The 24,916-nt window shown below is 74.7% G+C and carries 20 protein-coding genes; 14 read left to right on the top strand and 6 right to left on the bottom strand.

The annotated features are described in order from the left end of the window. Positions 1 to 62: 62 nt before the first annotated feature. The 5 genes from rimO to ACIF6L_RS31310 all read left to right on the top strand — a co-directional run bounded on the left by rimO (position 63) and on the right by ACIF6L_RS31310 (position 3,851). A complete protein-coding gene (gene rimO, locus ACIF6L_RS31330) occupies positions 63 to 1,535 on the top strand; it encodes a 30S ribosomal protein S12 methylthiotransferase RimO (RefSeq protein ID WP_329489807.1) in 1,473 nt (490 codons plus the stop codon). Next, on the top strand, positions 1,532 to 2,170 hold the full coding sequence (gene pgsA / locus ACIF6L_RS31325; RefSeq protein WP_396490804.1) for a CDP-diacylglycerol--glycerol-3-phosphate 3-phosphatidyltransferase: 639 nt from the start codon (positions 1,532 to 1,534) through the stop codon (positions 2,168 to 2,170). The genes rimO and pgsA overlap by 4 nt, the downstream gene beginning before the upstream one ends. A 122-nt stretch (positions 2,171 to 2,292) precedes the next feature. Beyond that, positions 2,293 to 2,763 carry a CinA family protein gene (locus ACIF6L_RS31320; protein ID WP_396490851.1) on the top strand — a complete coding sequence of 157 codons (471 nt, stop codon included), beginning with the start codon at positions 2,293 to 2,295 and terminating at the stop codon, positions 2,761 to 2,763. A 383-nt stretch (positions 2,764 to 3,146) separates the two neighbouring features. Then, the gene (locus tag ACIF6L_RS31315) at positions 3,147 to 3,515 is read left to right on the top strand and encodes a helix-turn-helix transcriptional regulator (RefSeq protein WP_329489809.1); all 369 of its coding nucleotides are present in this window, start codon (positions 3,147 to 3,149) and stop codon (positions 3,513 to 3,515) included. 54 nt (positions 3,516 to 3,569) lie between these two features. Further along, positions 3,570 to 3,851, top strand: coding sequence for a hypothetical protein (locus ACIF6L_RS31310; RefSeq protein WP_329489810.1), 282 nt, complete (start codon positions 3,570 to 3,572; stop codon positions 3,849 to 3,851). 100 nt (positions 3,852 to 3,951) lie between these two features. On the opposite strand, the gene ACIF6L_RS31305 is transcribed toward ACIF6L_RS31310, so the two are convergent. Then, positions 3,952 to 8,739 carry an ATP-dependent helicase gene (locus ACIF6L_RS31305; RefSeq protein WP_396490805.1) on the bottom strand — a complete coding sequence of 1,596 codons (4,788 nt, stop codon included), beginning with the start codon at positions 8,737 to 8,739 and terminating at the stop codon, positions 3,952 to 3,954. A 301-nt stretch (positions 8,740 to 9,040) separates the two neighbouring features. Here ACIF6L_RS31305 and ACIF6L_RS31300 point away from each other — a divergent pair, with 301 nt between their 5' ends. From ACIF6L_RS31300 to rny, 7 genes are all read left to right on the top strand, one after another. Continuing rightward, positions 9,041 to 10,582 carry a S8 family peptidase gene (locus tag ACIF6L_RS31300; protein WP_396490806.1) on the top strand — a complete coding sequence of 514 codons (1,542 nt, stop codon included), beginning with the start codon at positions 9,041 to 9,043 and terminating at the stop codon, positions 10,580 to 10,582. A 97-nt stretch (positions 10,583 to 10,679) separates the two neighbouring features. After that, positions 10,680 to 11,234 carry a GNAT family N-acetyltransferase gene (locus tag ACIF6L_RS31295; RefSeq protein WP_396490807.1) on the top strand — a complete coding sequence of 185 codons (555 nt, stop codon included), beginning with the start codon at positions 10,680 to 10,682 and terminating at the stop codon, positions 11,232 to 11,234. Between the two features lie 32 nt (positions 11,235 to 11,266). Beyond that, positions 11,267 to 11,461 (top strand): DUF3046 domain-containing protein, encoded by a 195-nt coding sequence (locus ACIF6L_RS31290; protein WP_352297341.1) that lies wholly within the window; start codon positions 11,267 to 11,269, stop codon positions 11,459 to 11,461. A gap of 50 nt (positions 11,462 to 11,511) precedes the next feature. Continuing rightward, a complete protein-coding gene (locus ACIF6L_RS31285; protein ID WP_396490808.1) occupies positions 11,512 to 12,891 on the top strand; it encodes an AI-2E family transporter in 1,380 nt (459 codons plus the stop codon). A gap of 199 nt (positions 12,892 to 13,090) precedes the next feature. Continuing rightward, positions 13,091 to 14,221 (top strand): recombinase RecA, encoded by a 1,131-nt coding sequence (gene recA, locus ACIF6L_RS31280; protein WP_329489815.1) that lies wholly within the window; start codon positions 13,091 to 13,093, stop codon positions 14,219 to 14,221. 7 nt (positions 14,222 to 14,228) lie between these two features. Then, complete coding sequence (locus ACIF6L_RS31275; RefSeq protein WP_396490809.1) at positions 14,229 to 15,296, top strand: regulatory protein RecX; 1,068 nt, start codon at positions 14,229 to 14,231, stop codon at positions 15,294 to 15,296. Between the two features lie 187 nt (positions 15,297 to 15,483). Beyond that, positions 15,484 to 16,938: a ribonuclease Y gene (gene rny / locus ACIF6L_RS31270; protein ID WP_329489816.1), complete on the top strand. Its 1,455-nt coding sequence runs from the start codon at positions 15,484 to 15,486 to the stop codon at positions 16,936 to 16,938. On the opposite strand, the gene ACIF6L_RS31265 is transcribed toward rny, so the two are convergent. From ACIF6L_RS31265 to ACIF6L_RS31245, 5 genes are all read right to left on the bottom strand, one after another. Next, entirely contained in the window at positions 16,919 to 18,748 is a 1,830-nt protein-coding gene (locus ACIF6L_RS31265) for an FAD-dependent monooxygenase (RefSeq protein ID WP_396490810.1), read from the bottom strand. The genes rny and ACIF6L_RS31265 overlap by 20 nt on opposite strands. 146 nt (positions 18,749 to 18,894) lie before the next feature. Further along, positions 18,895 to 19,746 carry an amino acid ABC transporter permease gene (locus tag ACIF6L_RS31260; RefSeq protein ID WP_329489818.1) on the bottom strand — a complete coding sequence of 284 codons (852 nt, stop codon included), beginning with the start codon at positions 19,744 to 19,746 and terminating at the stop codon, positions 18,895 to 18,897. Continuing rightward, positions 19,743 to 20,393 (bottom strand): amino acid ABC transporter permease, encoded by a 651-nt coding sequence (locus tag ACIF6L_RS31255; protein WP_329489819.1) that lies wholly within the window; start codon positions 20,391 to 20,393, stop codon positions 19,743 to 19,745. The genes ACIF6L_RS31260 and ACIF6L_RS31255 overlap by 4 nt, the downstream gene beginning before the upstream one ends. Positions 20,394 to 20,442: 49 nt before the next feature. Continuing rightward, entirely contained in the window at positions 20,443 to 21,345 is a 903-nt protein-coding gene (locus ACIF6L_RS31250; RefSeq protein ID WP_329489820.1) for a glutamate ABC transporter substrate-binding protein, read from the bottom strand. Positions 21,346 to 21,468: 123 nt separating this feature from the next. Continuing rightward, the gene (locus ACIF6L_RS31245; protein ID WP_329489821.1) at positions 21,469 to 22,245 is read right to left on the bottom strand and encodes an amino acid ABC transporter ATP-binding protein; all 777 of its coding nucleotides are present in this window, start codon (positions 22,243 to 22,245) and stop codon (positions 21,469 to 21,471) included. 385 nt (positions 22,246 to 22,630) lie between these two features. Here ACIF6L_RS31245 and ACIF6L_RS31240 point away from each other — a divergent pair, with 385 nt between their 5' ends. Both ACIF6L_RS31240 and ACIF6L_RS31235 read left to right on the top strand, forming a co-directional pair. Beyond that, a complete protein-coding gene (locus ACIF6L_RS31240; protein ID WP_396490811.1) occupies positions 22,631 to 23,422 on the top strand; it encodes a response regulator transcription factor in 792 nt (263 codons plus the stop codon). 6 nt (positions 23,423 to 23,428) lie between these two features. Continuing rightward, positions 23,429 to 24,865 carry a HAMP domain-containing sensor histidine kinase gene (locus tag ACIF6L_RS31235; protein ID WP_329489823.1) on the top strand — a complete coding sequence of 479 codons (1,437 nt, stop codon included), beginning with the start codon at positions 23,429 to 23,431 and terminating at the stop codon, positions 24,863 to 24,865. The last annotated feature ends 51 nt before the right edge of the window (positions 24,866 to 24,916 follow it).

Raw genomic sequence — 24,916 nt, 5'->3', positions numbered from 1 at the left:
AATCCGAGGCGCGCGGCCTCCGGGGCGAACGGCACCGGAGGCCGCGCGTTAATCTTGGCCCTATGCCTGAACGCCGTACTGTCGCCCTTGTCACGCTCGGATGCGCCCGCAACGAGGTGGACTCCGAGGAACTCGCCGGGCGACTGGAGGCCGACGGCTGGCTGCTCGTCGACGACGCCTCCGACGCCGACGTGGCCGTCGTCAACACCTGCGGGTTCGTCGAGGCCGCCAAGAAGGACTCCGTCGACGCCCTGCTGGAGGCCAACGACCTCAAGGGGCACGGCCGCACCCAGGCCGTCGTCGCGGTCGGCTGTATGGCCGAGCGGTACGGCAAGGAGCTGGCCGACGCGCTTCCCGAGGCGGACGGCGTGCTCGGCTTCGACGACTACTCCGACATCTCCGACCGCCTGCAGACCATCCTGTCCGGCGGCCACCACGCCCCGCACCTGCCGCGCGACCGCCGCAAGCTGCTGCCGCTGAGCCCGGTCGAGCGCCAGGCCGCCGCCGCCGAGGTCGCCCTGCCGGGCCACGGCGCCCCCGAGGACCTGCCCGAGGGCCTCGCCCCGGCCTCCGGCCCGCGCACCCTGCGCAAGCGGCTGGACGACAACCCGGTCGCCTCGGTGAAGCTCGCCTCGGGCTGCGACCGCCGGTGCTCCTTCTGCGCCATCCCGGCCTTCCGCGGCTCGTTCATCTCGCGCCGCCCCTCCGACGTGCTGCAGGAGGCCCAGTGGCTGGCCGCGCAGGGCGTCCGCGAGGTGGTGCTGGTCAGCGAGAACAACACCTCCTACGGCAAGGACCTCGGCGACATCCGGCTGCTGGAGACGCTGCTCGGCGAGATCTCCGCGATCGAGGGCGTCGAACGCGTCCGGGTCTCCTACCTGCAGCCCGCCGAGATGCGGCCGGGGCTGATCGACGCGATGACCGGCACCGCCGACGTGGTGCCCTACTTCGACCTCTCGTTCCAGCACTCGGCGCCCGCGGTGCTGCGCCGGATGCGGCGGTTCGGCTCCACCGACCAGTTCCTGGAGCTGCTCGGGACCATCCGCGGCAAGGCCCCGCAGGCCGGCGCCCGCTCCAACTTCATCGTCGGCTTCCCCGGTGAGACCGAGGAGGACTTCGCCGAGCTGGAGCGGTTCGTCACGCACGCGGGCCTCGACGCGATCGGCGTCTTCGGCTACTCGGACGAGGACGGCACCGAGGCGGCGACCTTCGACGGCAAGCTGCCCGAGGACGTGGTGGCGGACCGGCTGAACCGGCTCTCCAGGCTGGCCGAGGAGATGACCGCCCAGCGGGCCGAGCAGCGGATCGGGACCGAGGTCGAGGTGCTGATCGAGTCGGTCGACGGCGACCTGGTCGAGGGCCGCGCCGCCCACCAGGCCCCCGAGACGGACGGCCTCACCACGCTCACCGGGGTGGCCGACCCGCAGGTCGGCCGGTTCTACCGGGCCCGCGTGGTCGCCAGCGAGGGCGTCGACCTGATCGCCGAGGCGCTGGAGCAGGTCCGGGTCGGCCAGGCCCCGGGAGCCGGGGAATGACCAAGGGGCCCGGCGCTCCGGCCGCGGCTCACCCGGGCAGACCGGCGGCCGCGGCCCCGCCGGCGCCGGGAATCTGGAACATCGCGAACATGCTCACGATGCTCCGGCTGCTGCTGGTGCCGGTCTTCGTGGCGCTGCTCTTCGCCGACGGCGGCCACGACCCCAAGTGGCGCGCGGTGGCCTGGGCCTCGTTCGCGGTCGCGATGATCACCGACCTGTTCGACGGCGAGCTGGCCCGCCGCAAGGGCCTGGTCACCGACTTCGGGAAGATCGCCGACCCGATCGCCGACAAGGCGATCATGGGCGCGGCGCTGATCGGCCTCTCGGTGCTGGGCGACCTGCCGTGGTGGGTCACCGTCGTCATCCTGGCCCGGGAGCTGGGCATCACCGTCATGCGGTTCTGGGTGATCCGGTACGGGGTCATCCCGGCCAGCCGGGGCGGCAAGCTGAAGACGCTCACCCAGGGCATCGCGGTGGGCATGTACGTCCTGGAGCTGACCGGCTGGCTGGCCACCGCGCGGGCCGTGCTGATGGCGCTCGCGGTGCTGCTCACCGTCGGGACGGCGCTGGACTACGTCGGGCAGGCGCTGCGCCTGCGCCGTGAGGGGCTGGCCGCGGAGCGCGCCGGCCGGTGAGGGAGGCGGACGGGGTGGGGTTCGGAGCGGACAACGTCGGAGCGGGCAACTCCGGAGCGGGCAACTCCGGAGCGGGCAACTCCGGAGCGGGCGACTTCGGAGCTGACTACGGGGCGGCGGCGCTGGAGGCGCACGCCGCGCTGCGCGGGGAGGGCGCCACGCTGGCGGTCGCCGAGTCGCTCACCGGCGGGCTGCTGGCGGCCGCGCTGGTCGACGTCCCCGGGGCGTCCGCGACCTTCCGCGGCTCGGTCACCGCGTACGCGACCGAGCTGAAGGCCTCGGTGCTCGGCGTCGACGAGGGGCTGCTGGCCGTGCACGGGCCGGTCCACCCGCTGGTGGCCCGGCAGATGGCCGAGGGCGTGCGCCGGCTGCTGGGGGCCACGTACGGGCTCGCGACCACCGGAGTGGCCGGCCCGGATCCGCAGGACGGACAGCCGGTGGGCACGGTACACCTCGCACTGGCCGGTCCGGGGGGAAGTCGGGTCAGTTCGCCGCGACTGTCGGGGGACCGTGCCACAATCCGTCACGGAGCGGTGACCGCCGCTCTGGAGCTGCTCGTCGGGCGGCTCCCGTCCGGTGCGTCCACGCACTGACCAGCCGCTCACCCTCGGTGCCCGCCGTCCGGCCCGCACCGTCGAAGGCTTCGCCCCCGGTGTCCGGACCGGTCCGTCGGCGCAGATCTCCACCGAACCGAGATCTGCCGAACTGGCGTACGGGGATGAGGTCGACGGAGGATCGTGTTACATCGGAGGTCCTGGGGCAGAAACCAGGTGGCGAACGAGTGGCGCGGCGGTGACCCGGTGCCGCACGGAGGGTACGACGAGGTGCCCGCAGGCCGGGGTGCGACACCGAAACAGGGGAGGGGACAGCCTTGCAGCCCAGAGTGAACACGACCATGGTCCCCGCACGCGAAGCGGGCAAGGCGGTACGGTGGGGGCGTGACATCTCGATCCGCAGTCCGAGGAGGGAGGCACCGATGATCCTGCTCCGTCGCCTACTGGGCGATGTACTGCGTCGGCAGCGCCAGCGCCAGGGCCGCACACTTCGCGAGGTGTCGGCAGCAGCCAGGGTTTCGCTCGGTTACCTCTCCGAGGTCGAGCGGGGACAGAAGGAGGCCTCCTCGGAGCTGCTCTCCGCGATCTGCGACGCACTCGACGTTCGAATGTCCGAGGTCATGCGCGAGGTCAGTGACGAACTCTCGCTCGCCGAACTTGCGGCGATGTCCAGCCTCTCCGAAGGTGAACTGCTGAGGCCGGTGCTCGAACCGGTACCGCTGCCCGCCCCCGGCAACGACCGGGCGAACCTCTCGCCCAAGGCCGCCGCGATGGACGTGGTCGCCGCCTGACCTGGCCTCGACGCCCGGGCGCCTGGTGCCCGGGGCGAGCGAAGGAGGCCGGTCGTGCGGAAGGCAGCTACGACGTTCGCCGAGGCCCGAATACGGCTGGGGCAGCTGGTTCCCCGGCGTCTGCGCAGGCTCCTGCCGATGTCGGCGGGCGCTCTCGCCGGCTGGCTGGTGCTTCGGGGCCAACCCGCCGACGGGGCCGCGCTGGGGCTGCTCGCGGCCGGCGGGTGGGGGCTCGGGCTGATCCCGGTGCACGCGGACCGCTGGTCCACCGGACCGGAGCCGCGCCGAACGGGTGAGCCGAGGGCCCGGATGGAGGCAGAGCCTCCGATCGGGTGAGCGCAGTGACGCGGTGCGAAGGCCGCGAGGTGGTTCTCCGCCTCGCGGCCTTCGCCGTGCCCGGCGGCGGGCGCCCGCCGTTCCCCGGGCCCGGGGCGGGTCAGGGGCGCAGCCGCAGGCCCCGTGGGGTGGGGTGGAAGCCGGCCTCCTCCAGGGCGGCGCCGAGCGGGGAGCCGAGCGCGGGCACGCCGTTGGCCCGCTCGACGGTGACGCTGCCGAGCGCCCCCGCGCGGACCGCCGAGGCCAGCGCGGCCGTCGCGGCGGCGAGGGTGGCCTCGTCCTCGGGCCAGGCCAGCAGGGACTTGCCGCCCCGCTCGATGTAGAGGCCCAGCTCGCCGTCGACCAGCACCACCAGGGCGCCGGCCTTGCGGCCGGGGCGGTGCGCCCTGGCCTCCCGGGCCTCCTTGGTCTCCTTCGGCGCCTCCCCGGCCGCGGTGGCCCGCTCGGCACCGGGTGCCGCGGTGCCCGGCGGGTCGGGCCAGGGCAGCGCGGCGCCGTAGGCGTTCGCCGGGTCGGCGGCGGCCAGGACCAGCACCTGCGGGGGCTCGGCCGCCGGACCGGCCGGCCACTCGGCGGCCCGGGCCCGCTCCAGCCGCCCGCTGACGGACCGCAGCCGGTCGGCGGCGCCGTCCATGGCGAACTGGGCGCCGCCCAGCCCCTCCACGAAGTACCCCCGGCGGGCCCGGCCGCGCTCCTCCATCGCGGCGAGCACCCGGTACACCCCGGCGAAGCCGCCCGGGATCCGCTCGGCCGCCACCGCGCCCCGGGTCAGCAGGCCGTGCCGGTCCAGCAGGCTCTGGGCCTGGGTGGTGGCCCGCACCGTCGGGTCGGCGTCGAAGGCGGGCAGCAGCGACCAGCGCCCGGCCACCGTCGGCGGTCCGCCGCGCAGCGTGCCGCCGGCCCGGCCGAAGGCCCGGCCCGCGCCGCCGTAGCGCCCGCGCGGGGTGGCCCGGGGCGCCCGGTGGGCGGTCGCGCCGGCCGTCCGGCCGGAGCCGAGCAGGGCGCGCAGCGGGGCGAGGGTGTCGTTGCTGACGTACCCGGCCCAGACCAGGTCCCAGAGGGCCTCGACGACCTCGGTCTCGGGGGTGTCGGGGAGCTGGGCGACCAGCTGGCGGAAGAAGAGCCCGTAGCCGCCGGCCAGGGCCTCCAGCAGCGCGGTGTGCACGGGTGTGACGGCGGGCGGGACGGGCTCCGGACGCAGCAGGTGGGCGTGCTCGGCGAGGTGCAGGCCGATCCAGCCGTCCTTGCCGGGCAGGGCGCCGGCGCCGGACCAGCCGATCTCACCGGCGGCCATCAACTCGTCCAGCAGGCCGGGGGAGTAGTCCGCGAGCCGGGCCGGGAGGATCAGCCGCTCCAGGGCGGAGGCGGGCAGGGCGGTGCCCTGGAGCTGCTCGACCACCCGGAGCAGGCCGTCCGGGCCGCGCAGCCGGTGGCCGGCCAGGTGCTGCCACTGCGGGAGGAAGGCGGCCAGGGCGCGCGGCGGGACGGCCTCGACCTCCTGGCGCAGGGCGGCCAGCGAACGGCGGCGCAGCCGGCGCAGCACCTCGGCGTCGCACCACTCGACGGTGGCGGGGTGGCCGTCGGTGGAGGCGGGGCGTGCGGCGTCCGGCACGAGGGGGTGGGCGTCGGGCGGGCGGAACTCGCCCTGGACCAGCCGCCCGGCGGCGGTGAGGCGCTGCAGGGTGCCGGCGACCACCGCGCTGCCGAGGCCGAAGCGGGCGGCGGCCTCGGCGGCGGTGAACGGGCCGTGGGTGCGGGCGTACCGGGCGAGGAGGTCGCCCAGCGGGTCCTTGACCGGCTCGGTGAAGGCCTCCGGGACGCCGACCGGCAGGGGGGTGCCCAGGGCGTCGCGCAGCCGCCCGGCGTCCTCGACGGCGGCCCAGCGCTGCTCGCCGGCGATCCGGACCGCGATCACCCGGCGGGTGGCTTCGAGCTCCAGGGCCCAGAGCGGTTCGGCGCCGCGGGCGGTCAGCTCGGCCTCGGTGAGCGGACCGAGCAGCCGCAGGGCGTCGGCGACGCCCTCGGCGTCCTTGACCCGGCGCTCGGGGGTGAGCCGCTGGAGCTCCGCCTCCAGCTCGGCCAGGACCTGCGGGTCGAGCAGCTCGCGCAGCTCGGCCTGGCCGAGCAGCTCGGACAGCAGCCGGGAGTCCAGCGCGAGGGCGGCGGCCCGGCGCTCGGCGAGCGGGGAGTCCCCCTCGTAGAGGAACTGGGCGACGTAGCCGAAGAGCAGCGAGCGGGCGAACGGGGAGGGCTCGGGCGTGGTGACCTCGACCAGGCGCACGGCGCGCGATTCGAGGTCCCGCATCAGCTCGACCAGGCCGGGGACGTCGAAGACGTCCTGGAGGCACTCCCGGACGGCCTCCAGGACGATCGGGAACGAGCCGTACTCCGAGGCGACCTCCAGGAGCTGCGCGGATCGCTGGCGCTGCTGCCAGAGCGGGGTGCGCTTGCCCGGACTGCGCCGGGGGAGCAGCAGGGCGCGGCCGGCGCACTCGCGGAAGCGGGAGGCGAACAGGGCGGAGCCGCCGACCTGGTCGGTGACGAGCTGTTCGATCTCGCCGGAGTCGAACAGGGCGGCGTCGGCGCCGACCGGGGCGTCGTCCGGCGCCGGCTGCTCCACCGGGAAGTCGAGCAGGTCGGCGTCGGGGAGGCGGAGCACGATGCCGTCGTCGGCGTGCATGACCTGGGGGTCCAGACCGTGCTTCTCCCGCAGCCGGGCGCCGATCGCGAGCGCCCAGGGCGCGTGCACCTGGGCGCCGAACGGGGAGTGGATGACGATCCGCCAGTCGCCGAGCTCGTCGCGGAAGCGCTCGACCACGATGGTGCGGTCGTCCGGGAGGTGGCCGCAGGCGGCGCGCTGCTCGGTGAGGTAGCCGAGGAGGTTCCCGGCGGCCCAGTCGTCCAGGCCGGCCTGCCGGAGCCGGGCGGTGGCGGCGGCGGGCTCCAGCGCGCCCAGCTCGCGGGTGAACGCGCCGAGCGCGCGGCCGAGTTCGAGCGGGCGGCCGAGGGTGTCGCCCTTCCAGAACGGGAGCCGGCCGGGGACCCCGGGCGCGGGGGTGACCAGCACCTTGTCGTGGGTGATCTCCTCGATCCGCCAGGAGGTGGTGCCGAGGGTGAAGACGTCCCCGACGCGCGACTCGTAGACCATCTCCTCGTCCAGCTCGCCCACCCGGCGGCCGCCGGTGCCCTTGCGGCCGGCCTTGGAGTCGGCCGCCTCGGAGCCGGCGATGAAGACGCCGAACAGGCCGCGGTCGGGGATCGTGCCGCCGGAGGTGACGGCGAGCCGCTGGGCACCGGGACGGCCGGTGACGGTACCGGCCACCCGGTCCCAGACCAGGCGGGGTCGGAGCTCGGCGAAGGCGTCCGAGGGGTAGCGGCCGGCCAGCATGTCCAGCACGGCGTCGAAGGCGGACTGCGGCAGGGTGGCGAACGGTGCGGCCCGGCGGACCAGTGCGAGCAGGTCGTCCACCGGCCAGGTGTCCAGCGCCGTCATGGCGACGAGCTGCTGGGCGAGCACGTCCAGCGGGTTGCGCGGGATGCGCAGCGCCTCGATCCGGCCGGCCCGCATCCGCTCGGTGACCACGGCGGACTGCACCAGGTCCCCCCGGTACTTGGGGAAGAAGACGCCGGTGGAGACGGCGCCGACCTGGTGGCCGGCCCGGCCGACCCGCTGGAGGCCGGAGGCGACCGAGGGCGGTGACTCGACCTGGACGACCAGCTCGACGGCGCCCATGTCGATGCCGAGCTCCAGGCTGGAGGTGGCGACCACGGCGGGCAGCCGGCCGGCCTTCAGCTCCTCCTCGACCAGGGCGCGCTGCTCCTTGGACACCGAGCCGTGGTGGGCGCGGGCGATCACCGGCGGGGCGCCCCTGGCGACGCCGGACTCGGCCATCACCTGGGCGGGCGCGTGCGCCTCGGGGAGCGGCTCGCCGGCGGCTCGCTCGTAGGCGATCTCGTTGAGCCGGTTGCAGAGCCGCTCGGCGAGCCGGCGGGAGTTGGCGAAGACGATGGTCGAGCGGTGGGCCTGGACGAGGTCGACGATCCGCTCCTCGACGTGCGGCCAGATCGAGGCTCCGCCGCTCTGCCGGTCGGTGTCGCCGCCGGTGGCGGGGGCGGGCGGCAGGTCGTCGAGGTCGGGGACGGGGACGACCACCGAGAGGTCGAACTCCTTGGCACCGGCGGGCTGGACGACGGTGGCACCGCGCCGCGGGCTGAGGTAGCGGGCCACCTCCTCGACCGGCCGGACGGTGGCGGAGAGGCCGATCCGGCGGGCCGGGTGCTCCAGCAGTTCGTCCAGCCGCTCCAGGGAGAGCGCCAGATGGGCGCCGCGCTTGGTGCCGGCCACGGCGTGCACCTCGTCCAGGATCACCGTGTCGATGCCGCGCAGGGCCTCCCGGGCGGCGGAGGTGAGCAGCAGGAAGAGCGACTCGGGGGTGGTGATCAGGATGTCCGGCGGGTGGGTGGTGAAGCGGCGCCGGTCGGCGGCGGGGGTGTCGCCGGAGCGGATGCCGACCTGGACGTCCGGCTCGGGCAGGCCGAGCCGGACGGCGGCCTGGCGCAGGCCCGCCAGCGGGGAGCGCAGGTTCCGCTCGACGTCGACGGCGAGGGCCTTGAGCGGCGAGATGTAGAGGACCCGGCAGCGGCGCTTCGGCTCGGCGGGGGGCGGGGTGCTGCTCAGGCGGTCCAGCGCGGAGAGGAAGGCGGCGAGCGTCTTGCCGGAGCCGGTGGGGGCCACCACCAGGACGTCCGTCCCGCCGGCGATGGCCTGCCAGGCCTCGGCCTGGGCGGTGGTGGGCGCGTGGAAGGCGCCCGAGAACCACGCCCGGGTGGCCGGGGCGAATCCGGCCAGCGGGTCGGCGGGCGGCTGGGGGTGGGTCTTCGGCGCCATGCCCCCATGGTGCCGGGTGGCACTGACAAGGGGCGGGTGGAGGCGGCGTCGCCGGTCGGCCGGGTCGTCGCGAGGGCAGGGTGTCGCGGGGCCGGGTCGGGGTGCCGGGCCGTCGGGGTGCCGGGCCGTCGCGAAGTCGGGGCAGGAGGGATCGGGAGGGGTCGGGAGGGTCACCGGAAAGGCAGAAAGGATAATCCGCTCATATGGTGATAATTCAGACACCTGATCCTCTCGTGGCATCGGACCTCCGGTGATCGCCGGACCCCCGCGGCCACCGGGACCGACGAGCGGAGACCGTGCGATGGCGCAGGCGCACCCGGCCGGCAGCGGTCCCGTGCAGGTCCCCCGGCGCCGTACCCGGGGCCCGGTCCGCGCACTGCTCGCGATGCTGCTCACCGCGCTGGTGGTCGGCGGCGCCGTCCCGTACGTGGCCGGGCCCGGGCGGGAGTACTTCAGCTACCTGGTGCTGGCCGAGCGGCAGGACGCGTCCGGCGCCGCCCGGGCCGGTGCCGAGGCGCGTGCCGCCGGCGGGCAGGTCGTCCAGGAGTACCCCCAGATCGGGGCGGTCCTCGCGTACGCCGCCGGCGGCTTCGCCGACAAGGTCCGGGACCGGCCCGGAGTGGCCGCGGTGGGCGCCACCCGGACCTCACCGGTGCCGAGCCCGCCCCGCCCGCTGGACGGCGCCGGCGACTTCGGCGCCGGGGCCGGGGCCGGCGGCGACCGGGCGGGGTCGGACGGCGCGGACGACGCCACCCCCACCGTGGCCGACCCGGGCGAGCGCGACGCCTGGAACCTCGCGATGCTCGGCAGCGGCGGCGGCCCGTCCGCCGACACCACCGCCACCCTGCTGCGCGGTCCCGGCCCCGGACCGGGCGCCCCCTCCGCCGACGCGCTGCGCCGGGTGCTGGTCGCGGTGCTCGACTCGGGCGTCGACGACACCCATCCGGACCTGCGCGCGGCCGTGGACCCGAAGAGCTCCGCCTCCTGCGCGGACGGCCGCCCGGACGCCCGGACCGGCGCCTGGCGGCCCGACCCCGGGGTCGGCGAGAGCGGCCACGGCACGCACGTCGCCGGGATCGTCGGCGCGGCCCGGGACGGCCACGGCGTCAGCGGCGTCGCGCCAGGCGCTCGGATCGCCGCCGTCCGGCTGCTCGGGCCGCTGGGGCAGTACTACGCGGAGAACATCGTCTGCGGCATGCTCTGGGCCGCCGACCACGGTGCCAAGGCGATCAACAACAGCTACTTCGCCGACCCCTGGAAGTACAACTGCCCGGAGGACGGCGACCAGGCCGCGCTGACCGCCGCCGTCGCCCGGGCCGTCGACTACGCCCGGCGCAAGGGAGCGGTGGTGGTGGCCTCGGCCGGCAACGACGGGCAGGACCTCGGGGCCGCCCGCACCGACGACCGCAGCCCCAACGACCGCAGCTCCGGCCCGGCCCGGACCCGCTACGTCGGGACGGAGTGCGTCCGGCTCCCCGGCGAACTCCCCGGGGTGGTCACGGTGACCGCCGTCAACCGGGACGGCCACCCGTCCGCCTACTCCAACTTCGGGCGCGGCAAGGTTTCGCTGGCCGCCCCCGGCGGCGACCCGGACGGCGGCCCGCAGGGGGCGGTGGTCTCCGACTGGCCCGGCGGCCAGTACGCCGCGCTGGCCGGCACCTCGATGGCCGCGGCCCACGTGACCGGCGCGGTCGCGGTGGCCGCCGCGCTGCACCCGGACTGGGACTCGGACCGGCTCGCGACCCTGCTGGCCACCACCGCGGCCGCCGCCTGCCCGCCCGGCCCGTACGCCTGCGGCGACCGCCAGTACTACGGCGCGGGGACGCTCGCGCTGCCGCACTGAGCGGGCGGGGCCTGCCCCGGGTGGCGGGGCCCGCGCCGGGCTGGGGGCCGCCGGAAACCCGGGTGACGGGCGCCGCGCCGTGGGCGAGGATCGGGGGATGACCGTCTACCTCACCACCGAGCGGCTGGTGCTGCGCCGCTTCACCCCCGCCGACGTCGACCACCTGGTGGAGCTGGACGGCGACCCCGAGGTGATGCGCCACCTCACCGGCGGCCGGGCCACCCCGCGCGAGGTGGTCGAGCGGGAACTGCTGCCGCTCTACTTCGACCACTACCGGCGGTACGGCGACCTCGGCTGGTGGGCCGCCGAGGAGCGGGCCGGCGGGGCCTTCCTGGGCTGGTTCGAGTTCCGCCCGACGGACCGGCGGGACCGCGGCGAGGTCGAGCTCGGCTACCGGCTGCGCCGGCCGGCCTGGGGCCGCGGCTACGCCACCGAGGGGGCCCGGGCGCTGATCCGCCGGGGCTTCGGCGAGCTGGGCGTGCGCCGGGTGGTGGCGTACACGATGACGGTCAACCGCGGCTCGCGGCGGGTGATGGAGAAGGCCGGGCTCCACTTCGTCCGGACCTTCCACGAGGAGTACCCGGAGGCGATCCCGGGCTCGGAGCACGGGGAGGTCGAGTACGCGCTGGAGGCGGCCGACTGGACGCCCTGAAGCCTCCGGTCCGGTCCGGGATACTGGTGGGCATGAGGCTGACCGAATTCTGGCGACGGATGTACGCACACTTCGGGGAGGCGTACGCGGAGTCCTTCGCCACCGACCACGTGATGAGCGAGCTGGGCGGGCGGACGGTGCGGCAGGCCCTGGACGCGGGCTGGGAGGCCAAGGACGTCTGGCGGATGGTCTGCGAGAACCAGGGCGTCTCCGCAGTGCTCCGCTGAACCGGTGCCCGGTGCCCGGTGGGGTGTCGGGCATGGGACAGACTGTCCGAGTGACAAGCAGCGCAGAACCGCAGAATTCGGACAGGTCGGCGCAGGTCGCCGACGAGGCCGCGGGCCGGCGGCCCGAACACCGCGACGGCGCCGACCGGGAGCCCGCCCGCGACTGCGCGCCGGCCCGGGCCGACGGGCTCCTGGGGACCGGCATGCCGCGCTGGCTGCCCCGCGCCATGGTGCTGGCGCTGGTCATGGTCGGGCTGTTCCAGCTCGCCGACTGGGCCTTCCACCAGCTGATCGACCTCTTCGTGATGCTGTTGGTCGCCTTCTTCCTCTCGCTGGCGCTGGAGCCGGCCGTCGACCGGATGGCGGCCCGGGGGGTGCGCCGGGGCGTCGGCACCTTCCTGGTCTTCGTGGCGGTGGCGGTCGCGGTGGGCGGGTTCCTGGCCGCGCTCGGCACCCTGCTGGTCGACCAGGTGGCGAAGATCGCCGGGGACCTGCCGCACCTGCTCGACAACCTGATCCACTGGATCAACCAGACCTTCCACCAGGACCTCTCGCTGGACGAGCTGCAGAAGAAGCTGCTCAAGGACTCCGGGGCGATCGAGACCTACGCGCAGCAGGCCGCCGACAACGTGTGGGGCGTCTCCTCGACCCTGATCGGCGGGCTGTTCCAGGCCTTCACGGTCGGGCTCTTCACCTTCTACTTCACCGCGGACGGCCCCCGGGTGCGCCGCACGGTCTGCTCGCTGCTGCCGCCCGCCAAGCAGGGCGAGGTGCTGCGGGCCTGGGAGATCGCGCTGGCGAAGACCGGCGGCTACCTCTACTCGCGGGCGCTGCTCGCGGTCGCCTCGGCACTCGCGCACTGGGTGATGTTCGCGCTGCTGGACCTGCCGTACTCGGCGGCGCTGGCGGTCTGGGTGGGCGTCATGTCGCAGTTCGTGCCCACCATCGGGACGTATCTGGCCGGCGCGCTGCCGGTGCTGGTCGCGCTCACCGTGGAGCCGGTGGACGCGCTCTGGGTGCTGGCGTTCGTGGTCGTCTACCAGCAGATCGAGAACTACCTGCTGCACCCCCGGATCACCGCCAGGACGGTGGACGTGCACCCGGCGGTGGCCTTCGGCTCGGTGATCGCGGGCGCGGCGCTGCTCGGCGCGGTGGGCGCGCTGATCGCCATCCCGGCGGCCGCCACCCTGCAGGGCTTCGTCGGCACCTACGTGCGCCGGTACGAGGTGGCCACCGATCCGCGGATCGACCGGGGGGCCCAGCGGCGGGCCCGGCGGGAGCTGCGCCGGAAGGCGGCGCGGCGGCTGCGGCGGATGGTCGGCGCGGGGGTGGGGCCGGACGGCGCCGCGGGCGGGGAGGACGCGGGCGGCCGTGACGCCGGGCGGGACTCCGGGCGGGGCCGGGGCCCGGGCCGGGGCGGCGAGGAGTAGCGCCGGGGCCGGCGGCCGACCGTTCGCCGGGACCGGTCGGGCCCGGCCCACCTGCGCCACTTGAATCGAACAGGTGTTCTTTGTACTCTCCGGCGAAGAGTTTTCCACAGGGTCGAGCCCGGTCGGGGCCGATTGTCAGTGGGACGCGCTAGCGTCGAGAACGATGAAGCGCACAGCACAGAACCCGAGGGTGGAAGCCATGGCAGGTACGGACCGCGAGAAGGCTCTTGAGACCGCACTCGCCCAGATCGAGCGGCAGTTCGGCAAGGGCTCGGTGATGCGCCTCGGCGAGAAGGCCAACGAGCCGATCGACGTGATCCCCACCGGGTCCACCGCCCTGGACGTCGCCCTCGGGGTCGGCGGCATCCCGCGCGGCCGGGTGGTCGAGATCTACGGCCCCGAGTCGTCCGGAAAGACCACGCTGACCCTGCACCTGGCGGCCAACGCCCAGCGGGCCGGCGGCACGGTCGCGTTCGTCGACGCGGAGCACGCGCTCGACCCGGACTACGCGAAGAAGCTCGGCGTGGACACCGACGCCCTGCTGGTCAGCCAGCCGGACACGGGTGAGCAGGCCCTGGAGATCACCGACATGCTGATCCGCTCCGGCGCGATCGACCTGGTGATCATCGACTCCGTCGCGGCGCTCGTCCCGCGCGCGGAGATCGAGGGTGAGATGGGTGACTCGCACGTCGGTCTGCAGGCCCGTCTGATGAGCCAGGCGCTGCGCAAGATCGCCGGTGCGCTGAACCAGTCGAACACCACCGCGGTGTTCATCAACCAGCTCCGCGAGAAGATCGGCGTCATGTTCGGCTCGCCGGAGACGACGACCGGTGGCCGCGCGCTGAAGTTCTACGCCTCCGTCCGGCTCGACATCCGCCGGATCGAGACCCTGAAGGACGGCACCGAGGCGGTCGGTAACCGCACCCGGGTGAAGGTCGTCAAGAACAAGGTGGCCGCGCCGTTCAAGCAGGCCGAGTTCGACATCCTGTACGGCGTGGGCATCAGCCGCGAGGGCGGCCTGATCGACATGGGCGTCGAGCACGGGTTCATCCGCAAGTCGGGCGCCTGGTACACCTACGAGGGCGACCAGCTCGGCCAGGGCAAGGAGAACGCCCGCAACTTCCTGCGGGACAACCCGCAGCTCGCCGACGAGATCGAGCGGAAGATCAAGACCAAGCTCGGCATCGGCCCGAAGACGGCGGAGCCGGCCGAGGGCGAGGCGCCGGCCGCCGGTGCCGACGCCGCTGCCGAGGGCGGGGCCAAGCCGATCACCGCGACCGCCGCCAAGACGGCCGCGGCGAAGAAGACGACGGCGGCGGCCAAGGCCTGAGTCATTGATGCAGCACAGCAGGGCGGTGGACGGCGGCCCGGCGGGCCCGGAGGACGACGACTACGGCCCGCCGGACTGGTTCGCCGCAGTGGCCGAGCCGGAACCGGAGCCGGAGCCGGAGTTCGAACCGGATCCGGATCCGGAGCCGGGGCCCGGACCGCGGCCCGAGCGGGGCGTGCCGCCCGGCCGGGCCGGGCGGCGGGGTGCTCCCGACGGCGCGAGCGGTCCGGACGGCCTGGACGACGCGCTCGGGCTGGTGTCCGCGTCCGAGCTGCCGACGGGTCGGCGCCGGCGCCGTTCGGCGCTGGTGGAGGAGACGGCTCCCGGCCATCCGGCCGGGGGAGGGGCGGCCGGTCACGGGGGTGCGGCCGCCCCTGCCTCCCGCACCGGCCCGGCCGATTTCGCCGACCCGGCCGACGCGGCCGAGGAGGGCGGGCGCGCCGGGCGGGGCGCAGGTGCCCGTCGCACGCGGGGACGCGCGCGGGAGCGCGCCGAGGGCGAAGGGCGCCCGGGCACCCGGGGTGCCCGGGCGGCGAAGCCCGAGGAGTCGCTCGACCCCGAGGCCCGGGCGCGGGACATCTGCCTGCGCCTGCTCACCGGCGCCGCCAAGTCCCGCAAGCAGCTGGCCGACGCCCTGCGCCGGCGGGAGATCCCGGACGAGGTCGCCGACGGGGTGCTCACCCGGCTGGAGGAGGTCGGGCTGATCGACGACGCGGCCTTCGCCCAGGCCTGGGTGGAGTCCCGGCACGCCGTTCGCGGTCTCTCCAGGCGGGCGCTGGCCCAGGAGTTGCGGACCAAGGGGGTCGCCGGCGACCTGGTCGAGCAGGCCGTCGCGCAGCTGGACTACGACGACGAGACCGAGGCGGCCCGGGCCCTGGTCGAACGCAAGCTGCGGGTGACCAGGGGCCTGGAGCGGCAGGCCCGGACGCGGCGTCTGGTCGGCGTGCTGGCCCGGCGCGGCTACTCCGAGGGGCTGGCCTTCCGGGTGGTCCGGGAGGTCCTGGACGCGGAGGCGGCCGACGGCGGTCCGGATGGAGAGGACGTGGACGGAGGACCCGGTTCCGGGTGGGAATGACGGCCCCGCTGTGGAGGAGTTCGCCAACTACCTGGCCAGTCTTGACCGTTTCGTAACCTGCGCTTAGCCTCGCACTCAGTGCGGGTAACGCGTCGATCACTCCCCGGCCGTGCCGCGGGCAGGCATGCCCGGGCCCGGTCTCGGTTGGTCCCGGGCGGCGTGGCGCGCAGGACGGGGAGTGGGCAGGATGAGGATCGCGCTGAGCGCCGGACCGGTCGTCCCCCTGCTGTCGGCCGCGGTGCTGGTCGCCGTCGTGGCGGCGGCCTGGCTGACGGTCGGGCGCCTGCGGGTCGCGCAGCGGCGGGCCACGGCCGAGACCGAGCGGGCCCGGCGCCGGGCCGAGGAGCAGTCCGCGCGGTTGCGGGCCGAACTCGACCGGCGCGAGGAGCGGTTGACCGAGGAGCTGAGCCGCCTCCGGGCCCGCGAGGGTGAACTCGACGACCGCTCGACCGCGTTGGAGCGGTCCCGGATCCAGGCCGACGAACTGCTGCGGCGCCGGGCGGCGGAGCTGGAGCGCGCCGCCGGACTCTCGGCCGCCGAGGCCCGGGCCCAACTCGTCCGGGAGGCCGAGGCCGAGGCGCGGCGGGAGGCGGCCGTGGCCGTCCGCGAGATCGAGCGGGCGGCCAAGGAGGAGGGCGAGCAGCGGGCCCGGGAGATCGTCGCGGGGGCGATCCAGCGGTTGGCGAGCGAGCAGACGGCCGAGACGGCGGTGTCGCTCTTCCGGCTGCCCAACGAGGAGATGAAGGGGCGGATCATCGGCCGGGAGGGTCGCAACATCCGCGCCTTCGAGGCGGTCACCGGCGTCAATCTGATCATCGATGACACCCCGGTCTCGGTGCAGCTGTCCTGCTTCGACCCGGTCCGCCGGGAGACCGCCCGGCTCACCCTGGAGCAGTTGGTCGAGGACGGCCGGATCCACCCGATGCGGATCGAGGACGTCCACGAGCGCAGCCGCGAGGAGGTCGAGCGGCGCTGCGTCCGGGCCGGTGAGGACGCGCTGCTGTCGGCCGGGGTCGGCGGGCTGCACCCGGAGCTGGTGCGCACCCTGGGGACGCTGCGCTACCGGGCCTCGTACGGGCAGAACGTGCTGGGGCACCTGGTGGAGTCGGCGCACCTGGCCGGGATGATGGCCGCCGAGCTCGGGGTGGACCCGGCGCCGGTGCGCCGTTCGGCGCTGCTGCACGACATCGGCAAGGCGCTGACGCACGAGGTCGAGGGCAGTCACGCGGCGATCGGGGCGGACTTCGCCCGCCGGTACGGCGAGTCGGCGGACGTGGTGCACGCGATCGCGGCGCACCACGGCGAGGTGGAGCCGAGGACGGTCGAGGCGGTGCTGACCCAGGCCGCCGACGCCTGCTCGGGCGGCCGTCCGGGGGCGCGCAAGGAGTCGCTGGAGGTCTACGTGCGCCGGCTGGAGCGGCTGGAGGAGATCGCCCGGGCGCACGAAGGGGTGGCCAAGGTCTACGCGATGCAGGCCGGCCGCGAGGTGCGGGTGATGGTGCGGCCGGAGGTGGTGGACGACCTCGGGGCGCAGGTGATCGCCCGCGAGGTCGCCAAGCAGGTGGCGGAGGAGCTGACCTACCCGGGCCAGATCCGGGTCACGGTGGTGCGGGAGAGCAGGGTCACCGAGGTGGCCCGCTAGGCGAGTCCGCCGGGCGCGGCGTCGCGCCGGAGACCTGTCGGGGCGCGGCGGCCCCGGCGCCCGCCCCGGGACCGGAGCCGGTACCGCGGGCGGATTCGGTGCCGGTGTCGCGGCCGGGACGATCGGGTTCCTGGTCCGGCTCGGCACCGCCGGCCAGGGTCGGCGGCCCGCCCCGGGCGCGCTCGGCCAGCGCGAGGAGGTCGTCGGCCGCGGCGCCCTGGGTGACCCCGACCAGATGGCCGTCCGGCCGAATCAGCAGCACGGTGTGCGGTCCGGCTCCGGGGTACTCCTCGGTGACCAGCACCTCGGCCGGCACCGGCAGGGCCGCGGCGACCTCGGCCAGCCGGGGCATCAGCCCGGCGCCGAGCCAGTGTTCGGCGGACCAGACGGCGGTGCCGGGGGCGACCAGCAGCAGCAGGAAGGAGGCACCGAGCCGGGCGTGCAGCTGGTCCGGCGTGCCGTCGGTGGTGAGCACCGGCAGGTCCGGGACGAGCACGCCGGGCGAGGTGGCGGGCAGCAGTTCGCTGAGCGAGGTCGCGTCGCGCCGGCCGCGCTGCACCGGGACCCGCCCGGGCACGCCGCTGGGCGCCGCCGGGTAGGCGGGAGCGCCGCCGAAGCGGCCGGTGCCGAGCTGGCCGTCGGCGAGCAGCGGCGCGTGCTTGCGGAACGAGCCGGAGAGCAGCGAGCGCCGGGTGGCCTGCCAGCCGCGCAGCGGGCGCAGCAGCGGCATGGCCTGGTCGACGGCGCGCAGCCGGGCGCCGACCGCGCCGCGCCGCTCGGCCTCGTACCCGTCGAGCAGCGAGCCGCCGGGCTGGGGGCCGCCGGTGTGCAGATGCCAGGCGAGGGCGAGGCGCCAGGCGAGGTTGTCGGCGTCGCGCAGGCCGTCGGCGAGGTTCTGCATGCCGAGGGCGCCGTGCAGGTGGGCGGCGTCGCCGGCGAGGAAGCAGCGGCCGCTGCGGAACCGGGCGGCGAGGCGCTGCTGGGCGGTGTGGTCGGCGGCGGCGAGCAGCTCGTACCGGGGCAGCTCGCCGCACCAGCCGGTCAGGGTCGCGGTGACCCGGGTGAGCAGAGTGTCGCCGGTGACGACGCCGGGCCAGGTGGCGTGCGGGTCGACGGGTTCGCTGGGGACCGGCCGGCCGGGGGGCAGTCGCCAGTCGAGGCGCCAGACGCCGTCCGGCAGCGGTCGGGCGGAGGCCTCGCGGTCGCCGCGCCACGGGGGCTCGCGGTGCAGCCGGGCCTCGGTGAAGGGCAGGTCGACCCGGACGGTGGCGACGGCGTTGCGGTCGACGGCCGGCCGGCCGGGGAAGCGGATCCGCAGCAGCTTCCGGACGGCGGAGCGGGCTCCGTCACAGCCGACCAGGTGGCTGCCGCGCCACCAGGTCTCGGTGCCGTCCTGCGGGTTGCGGGTGCGGACGCTGACGCCGTCGCGGTCCTGGGCGAGTTCGGTGACGCGGCTCAACGGCACCAGCCGCACCAGCGGGGTGCCGGTCAGGGCGTCGCGCAGGCCGCGCTGGAGGCGGTGCTGGGGCAGGTGGAGGACGGGGGTGTCGGCCAGGTCGATCCGCAGCACCTCCTGGCGGCGGCGCCAGATGGTGAAGGCGTCCCACCGGGCGGCGTCCGAGGCGGCCCGCGGGTAGCCGATCCTGGTCAGGAAGGCGGCGGTGTCGGCCCCGAGCACGACGCTGCGAGGGCCCTCGGGGCAGAGCCCGGAGCCCTCGTCCAGGACGACGGTCGGCACCTCGTGCCGGGCGAGGGCGAGGGCCAGGGCCAGACCGACCGGTCCGGCCCCGACCACGATCACCGGGTCCATGCCGGGCCCTCCGCGCAGCGGCCGGCCGGGCGGGCGGAGCCGCGCACCCCCGGGGCCGGGCAGGCCGACGAGGGGGCGTCATATGCCGCGAGGATGGTCCCGGATGGTGTCACGAAGAGCAATGCAACAGTTCGCCTGCGTGTCCGTCAAGCAGCAGCTGATGTGCGCCGGTTCGCGCCGCGGCGGCCGCGTGCCTCGATCCACCGGGCGAGCGCGGTGAGCAGCAGGCACATCGCGATGTAGATGGGCCCGATCACCAGGACCACGGGGATGTAGGGGAAGCCCGCGGCGTTGAGCGGCTGACTGGCGATCGCCTTACCGACGAACAGCAGCTCGTGGTAGGTGATGATGAAGCCGAGCGAGGTGTCCTTGAGGGTGACGACCAGCTGGCCGATCATCGTGGGCAGCATCGAGCGGACCGCCTGCGGCACCAGGATGGTCGTCATCACCTGGGTCTTGCGCAGGCCGAGCGCGAACGCGGCCTCGCCCTGACCGCGCGGCACGGCGTTGACGCCGCTGCGGATGATCTCCGCCTGCACGGAGCCGTTGTAGAGCGTGAGCCCGATCACCAGGGCCCACATCGGCTCCTTGGCGAAGAAGGCGTAGTAGAGCGCGACGATCAGGATGAGCAGCGGCATCGCCCGGAAGAACTGGACGAAGGAGACCGCCGCCCAGCGGACCGGCTTGTGGTCGGAGAGCTGTCCGGCCGCCAGCAGCGCGCCCAGGGCCAGCGAGCCGACCGCGGCCAGCCCGAAGGCCTCCAGGGTGGCCAGCAGACCGTCGACGATCCGCTGCTGGACGGTGTTGTACTGGAAGGCGTCCCAGAGCTGGGCGTCGAACTGGCCGTTGGAGGCCAGGCTGGCGATCGCGTACCAGAGCAGGCCGGCGATCGCGAGCAGCGACAGCACCCCGAACAGCCGGTACCGCGTGCGGGCCCGTGGGCCCGGGGCGTCGTAGAGGACGCTGGCCGTGGAGGAGCGGGTGAAGAGGGCGTTCATCGGGCCACCGCCAGTCGGTCTTCCAGGAAGCGGAACAGCAGGGCGACGACGGCGCTGATCACCAGGTAGGCACAGGCCACCCAGAAGAAGATCGCGAAGATCGAGTAGCCGTCCTCGGAGAACGACTGCTGCGCGCTGTACAGCTCGCTGACGCTGAAGGCGCCGGCGATCGCCGAGTTCCTCGGCAGGGCGATGAAGACGCTGCTCAGCGGTGCCAGCACCGTCCTGGCGGCCTGCGGCAGGACGATGCTGGTCAGGGTCTGACCGAAGGTCATGCCGAGGCTGCGGGCGGCCTCGGCCTGGCCGAGCGGCACGGTGTTGATGCCCGAGCGGAGCACCTCGCAGACGAACGAGGCCGTGTAGCTGCCCAGCGCCAGCACCGCGAAGGTGAGGTGGCTGAAGTGCACGCCGAGCGGCGGGAGCCCGAACGTGACGGCGAAGAACAGCACCGTCAGCGGGGTGTTGCGGAAGAGCGTCACCCAGGCCGTGCCGAAGCCGCGCAGCGCGGGTATGGGGGAGACCCGGAAGGCCGCCAGCAGGGTGCCCAGCAGCAGGGCGAGCAGTGCGCTGAGCGCGCTCAGCTCGATCGTCTGCAGGAAGCCGTCGCGGAACAGCGCGAAGTTGCCGTCCTCGAACAGGAAACCCATCCGGCGGCCCTCCTCTCAGGAGTGGTCAGGAACGGTGGTCGGCGGGCGGTCAGTACCGCTCAAGGGCCGGCGGGGTGGGCGCGGCCGAGCCGGAGAGGCCGAGGGTGGCGTCGTACGCCTTCTTCCAGTCGCCGTTGTCCTGGTGCGCCTTCAGGGCGTCGCTGATGGCGCCCCGCAGGGCGGCGTCGTCCTTGTTCAGGCCCACGCCGTAGTTCTCCTTGGTGAACGGCTTGCCGACCACCTTGAGCTTGGGCGCGTACTTGGAGGCGTAGCCCTTGAGGATGGCGTCGTCCGTGGTGACGGCGTCGACCTCGCCCGACAGCAGCTTCTCGACGCAGGCCGAGTAGGTGTCGAACTGGGTGATCTTCGGCGAGTACTGCTGGATGTTCTTGATCGAGGTGGAGCCGGTGGCGGTGCAGATGTTCTTGCCGTTGACCGACTCCGGGCCGGTGATCGAGGTGTTGTCCGCCTTGACCAGGAAGTCCTGGCCGGCGATGAAGTACGGGCCGGCGAAGGACACCGTCTTCTTGCGCTCGTCGTTGATGCTGTAGGTGCCGACGTAGAAGTCGATCTGGCCCTTGGAGATCGCGGGCTCGCGCTGCGAGGAGACCAGGGTCTGCCACTTGATCTGCTGCGGGGTGAAGCCGAGGTCCGCGGCGACCATCTTGGCGATCTCGATGTCGAAGCCGCTGCGGTCGCCGCTGGCGAGGTCCTCGAAGCCGAGGAACGGCTGGTCGGACTTGGCGCCGATGATCAGCTGGCCGCGCTTCTTGGCCTCGGCGAAGATCGCGGAGTCCACCTTCGCGTCGGTCTTGACGGTGTAGGTGGGCAGCTTCGGGGCGGTGCTGCCGCTGGCGGCGGCGTCACCGGGGGTGCCGTCCTTGCCACAGGCGGCGGTGGCGGTGAGCGCGATGGCACAGAGCGCGACGGCGAAGGTGCGACGAGTCCTCATGAGGGTGGTTCTCCTCGGGGCTGGGCCACGGTTCAACCGGGCTCTGGCGACAGGAAGGTGGCCGGGCGGACGGGACCGGCGCCGGCGTCCTTGCCGTCGCCGACCGGTGGTCCGTCCGGAAGCTCAGTGGTGCAGGATCTTCGAGAGGAAGTCCTTCGCGCGGTCGCTGCGCGGCGCGGTGAAGAAGGCCTCGGGGGTGTTCTGCTCGACGATTCGGCCGTCGGCCATGAAGAGCACGCGGTTGGCGGCGGAGCGGGCGAAGCCCATCTCGTGGGTGACGACGACCATCGTCATGCCGTCGGCGGCCAGCTGGCGCATGACCTCCAGCACCTCGTTGATCATCTCCGGGTCGAGCGCCGAGGTGGGCTCGTCGAAGAGCATCACCTTCGGGTTCATCGCCAGTGCCCGGGCGATCGCGACGCGCTGCTGCTGGCCGCCGGAGAGCTGCGCCGGGAACTTCGACGCCTGCGCGCCGACCCCGACCCGCTCCAGCAGCTCCTGGGCGGTCCGCACCGCCTTCTCACGGGCGATCCCGCGCACCTTGACCTGGCCGAGCACCACGTTCTCCAGCACGGTCTTGTGCGCGAAGAGGTTGAAGCTCTGGAACACCATGCCGACCTCGGCGCGCAGCTTGGCCAGCTCCCGGCCCTCGGCGGGCAGCGGCCGGCCGTCGATGGTGATCGTGCCGGAGTCGACGGTCTCCAGCCGGTTGATCGTCCGGCAGAGCGTGGACTTGCCGGAGCCGGAGGGGCCGATCAGCACCACCACCTCGCCCTGGGCGATCTCCAGGTCGATGTCCTGGAGGACGTGAAGGGCACCGAAGTGCTTGTTCACCCCGTTCAGCACCACCAGCGGAGCGGTCGCGGCGGCGCTGGAGTCCTTGATCAGGCTCTCGGTCATCGCGCCTGCTCCTCGTGTCGGCCCCCGGAGTCGAACTCCCTTGGGCGGCAGTGATGGTAGGAACCGGGGGCCTCGGCCGGCGGAGCCTCGGCCCCCGGTGGGGTGACCATAGGAGCCATGACGATGCCACGTCAGCCGATCTGAGCGGAACTTGAGGATCACGATCCGGCCACACGCCCGGCAAGTGCCGTTCACACCGGGAAACAGGGGGGCACCGTGACAGCGGGCACCCGCACCGCCGCGCGCCGTCCCCGGCGGTCCCGGGGCGTGGCCGAGCCTGGCGTCCGGCGCTCCGCTGGCCCATACTGCGCAGGACCGGGACCTGCCCGGTGGGGCCCGTGAACATCACGTGACACCCCGGGGAACGTCGGGGGGAGGAGGAACGATGCGACTGCTGCTCGTCGAGGACGACGAACGTGTGGCCGCCGCGCTGGTCGCGGTCCTGGGCCGGCACGGCTTCCAGGTCAGGCACGCCCGCAGCGGGCACGAGGCGCTCGACGCGCTGGTGCCGGACGGCAACGACCCGTACCGGGTGGTCCTGCTCGACCTCGGCCTGCCCGACCGGGACGGCTTCGAGGTCTGCAGCCGGATCCGGGCCGGCAGCGGCGTGCCCGTGATCATGGTGACCGCCCGCGCCGACATCCGCTCCCGGATCCACGGCCTCAACCTCGGTGCCGACGACTACGTCACCAAGCCCTACGACATGGGCGAGTTGCTCGCCCGGATCCACGCCGTGGCCCGGCGCGGCGCGGCACCCGCCGCCGCCGCGGTGCCCGCCCCCGACGTCGTACCGCAGCAGGGCGGGCCGCTGGAGTCCCGCGGCATCCTGATCGACCGCGAGCGCCGCCGGGTCAGCGTGGACGGCCGGGACGTCCCGCTCACCCGCAAGGAGTTCGACCTGCTGGCGCTGCTCGCGCAGAGCCCCGGCGTGGTCTACCGCCGCGAGCAGATCTTCAGCGAGGTCTGGCGCAGCGGCTGGGAGGGCAACGGCCGCACCCTGGAGGTGCACATCGGCTCGCTGCGCACCAAGCTCGCGCTGCCCGGGCTGGTCGAGGCCGTCCGCGGCGTCGGCTACCGGCTGATCCCCGAGAGCCCGGCCGCCGCCGGGTCCGCCGGGTCCGCCGGGTCCGCCGCGACGGCCGCGGCGCAAGCCCCCCAGGCCCGCGCGGAGCACTGACCGCACGTGCGTACCCGCCTGCTCGGGATCCTGCTCGCCCTGATGCTCTGCGTACTGGCCGCTCTCGGGCTGCCGCTCGCCGCGGCGGTCGCGGCCGCCGAGCAGAGCCGGGTGGTGGTCGACCGGCTCGACGACGCCGCCCGGTTCGCCCAGGACCTGCCCACCTCGGGCGTCTCCGGGCTGGAGTCCGCCCTCAAGGGGGAGTCCCAGCCCGCTCCCGGCGACCTCAGCCGCCGGCACGCGCTGGACGCCGAGGTGGCGCGCTACCACGACCTCTACGGCGTGCGGCTCGGCATCTTCCAGCGCGACGGCCTGCCGATCGCCACCGCCCCCGAGGACTGGCGGGTACCCGCCGGCGGCTGGGGCGAGCAGGCCTTCCAGGAGGCCCTGGACGGGCGGCGCAGCCACAACCCACCGCAGGTCTGGCCGTGGACCCCCGACCGGACCCTGACCATCGCCACCCCGGTGGTCCGGGACGGCGACGTGGTCGCCGTGGTGCTCAGCGAGTCCCCGACCGGGCCGATGCGCACCCGGGTGCTGCACCGCTGGCTGGTGATCGGGGCCGGCGAGGCCGCCGCGATGATCGTCGCGGTGCTGCTGGCCGTCCGGCTCACCGAGTGGGTGCTGCGGCCCGTCCGGACCCTCGACCGGGCCACTCACGACATCGCCACCGGCCGGATGAACGCCCGGGTGGCGCCCGGCGGCGGGCCGCCCGAACTGCAGCGCCTGGCCCGCTCGTTCAACGACATGGCCGACCACGTGGTGCTCGCCCTGGACCAGCAGAAGGCCTTCGTCGCGGACGCCTCGCACCAGCTGCGCAACCCGCTGGCGGCGCTGCTGCTGCGGGTCGAGGTGCTGGGCCTGGAGCTGCCCGAGGGGCACGACGAGGAGCTCGGCAGGGTCCGGGAGGAGGGCGTCCGGCTGGCCCGGGTGCTGGACGACCTGCTGGGCCTGGCCACCGCCGAGCACGCCCGCCCCGAGCCGGAGCCGACCGACCTGGTCGCGCTCACCCTGGCCCGGGCGGACGCCTGGCGGCCGGTGGCCCAGCAGCGCGGGATCGAGCTCGGCTGGGAGGGCCCGGCGCTCGCCCTCGGCATGGCCGACCCGATCGGCTTCGGCAGCGCGCTGGACGCCGTGGTCGACAACGCGCTCAAGTTCGGCCCGGCCGGCAGCCGGGTCCGGGTCCTGGTGGCGGTGCGGCGCGACGAGGTCGCGGTGACCGTCTCGGACGCCGGGCCGGGGCTCGCCGAGGAGGAGCTGGCCCGGGCCGGCGACCGGTTCTGGCGCAGCGCGCGTCACCAGAACGTGGACGGCTCGGGGCTCGGGCTCTCGATCGCCCGCACCCTGCTGCTGGCCGCCGGCGGCTCGCTCACCTTCGCCCCGGTCCGGCCGACCGGCCTCGCGGTGACGCTGGCGGTGCCGCGGGCGGGCAAGAAGCTCTGACGGCCGGGGCCGGGGCCGGGGGCGGTTCGGGGCCCCGGGGGGCCGGGCCTC

This window comes from Kitasatospora sp. NPDC086009 (genome assembly GCF_044540385.1).
In the GTDB taxonomy this organism is placed as follows: Bacteria; Actinomycetota; Actinomycetes; order Streptomycetales; family Streptomycetaceae; genus Kitasatospora.
Note: the sequence above shows the minus strand (reverse complement) of the source record. Positions and strands in the feature narration are given on the sequence as shown.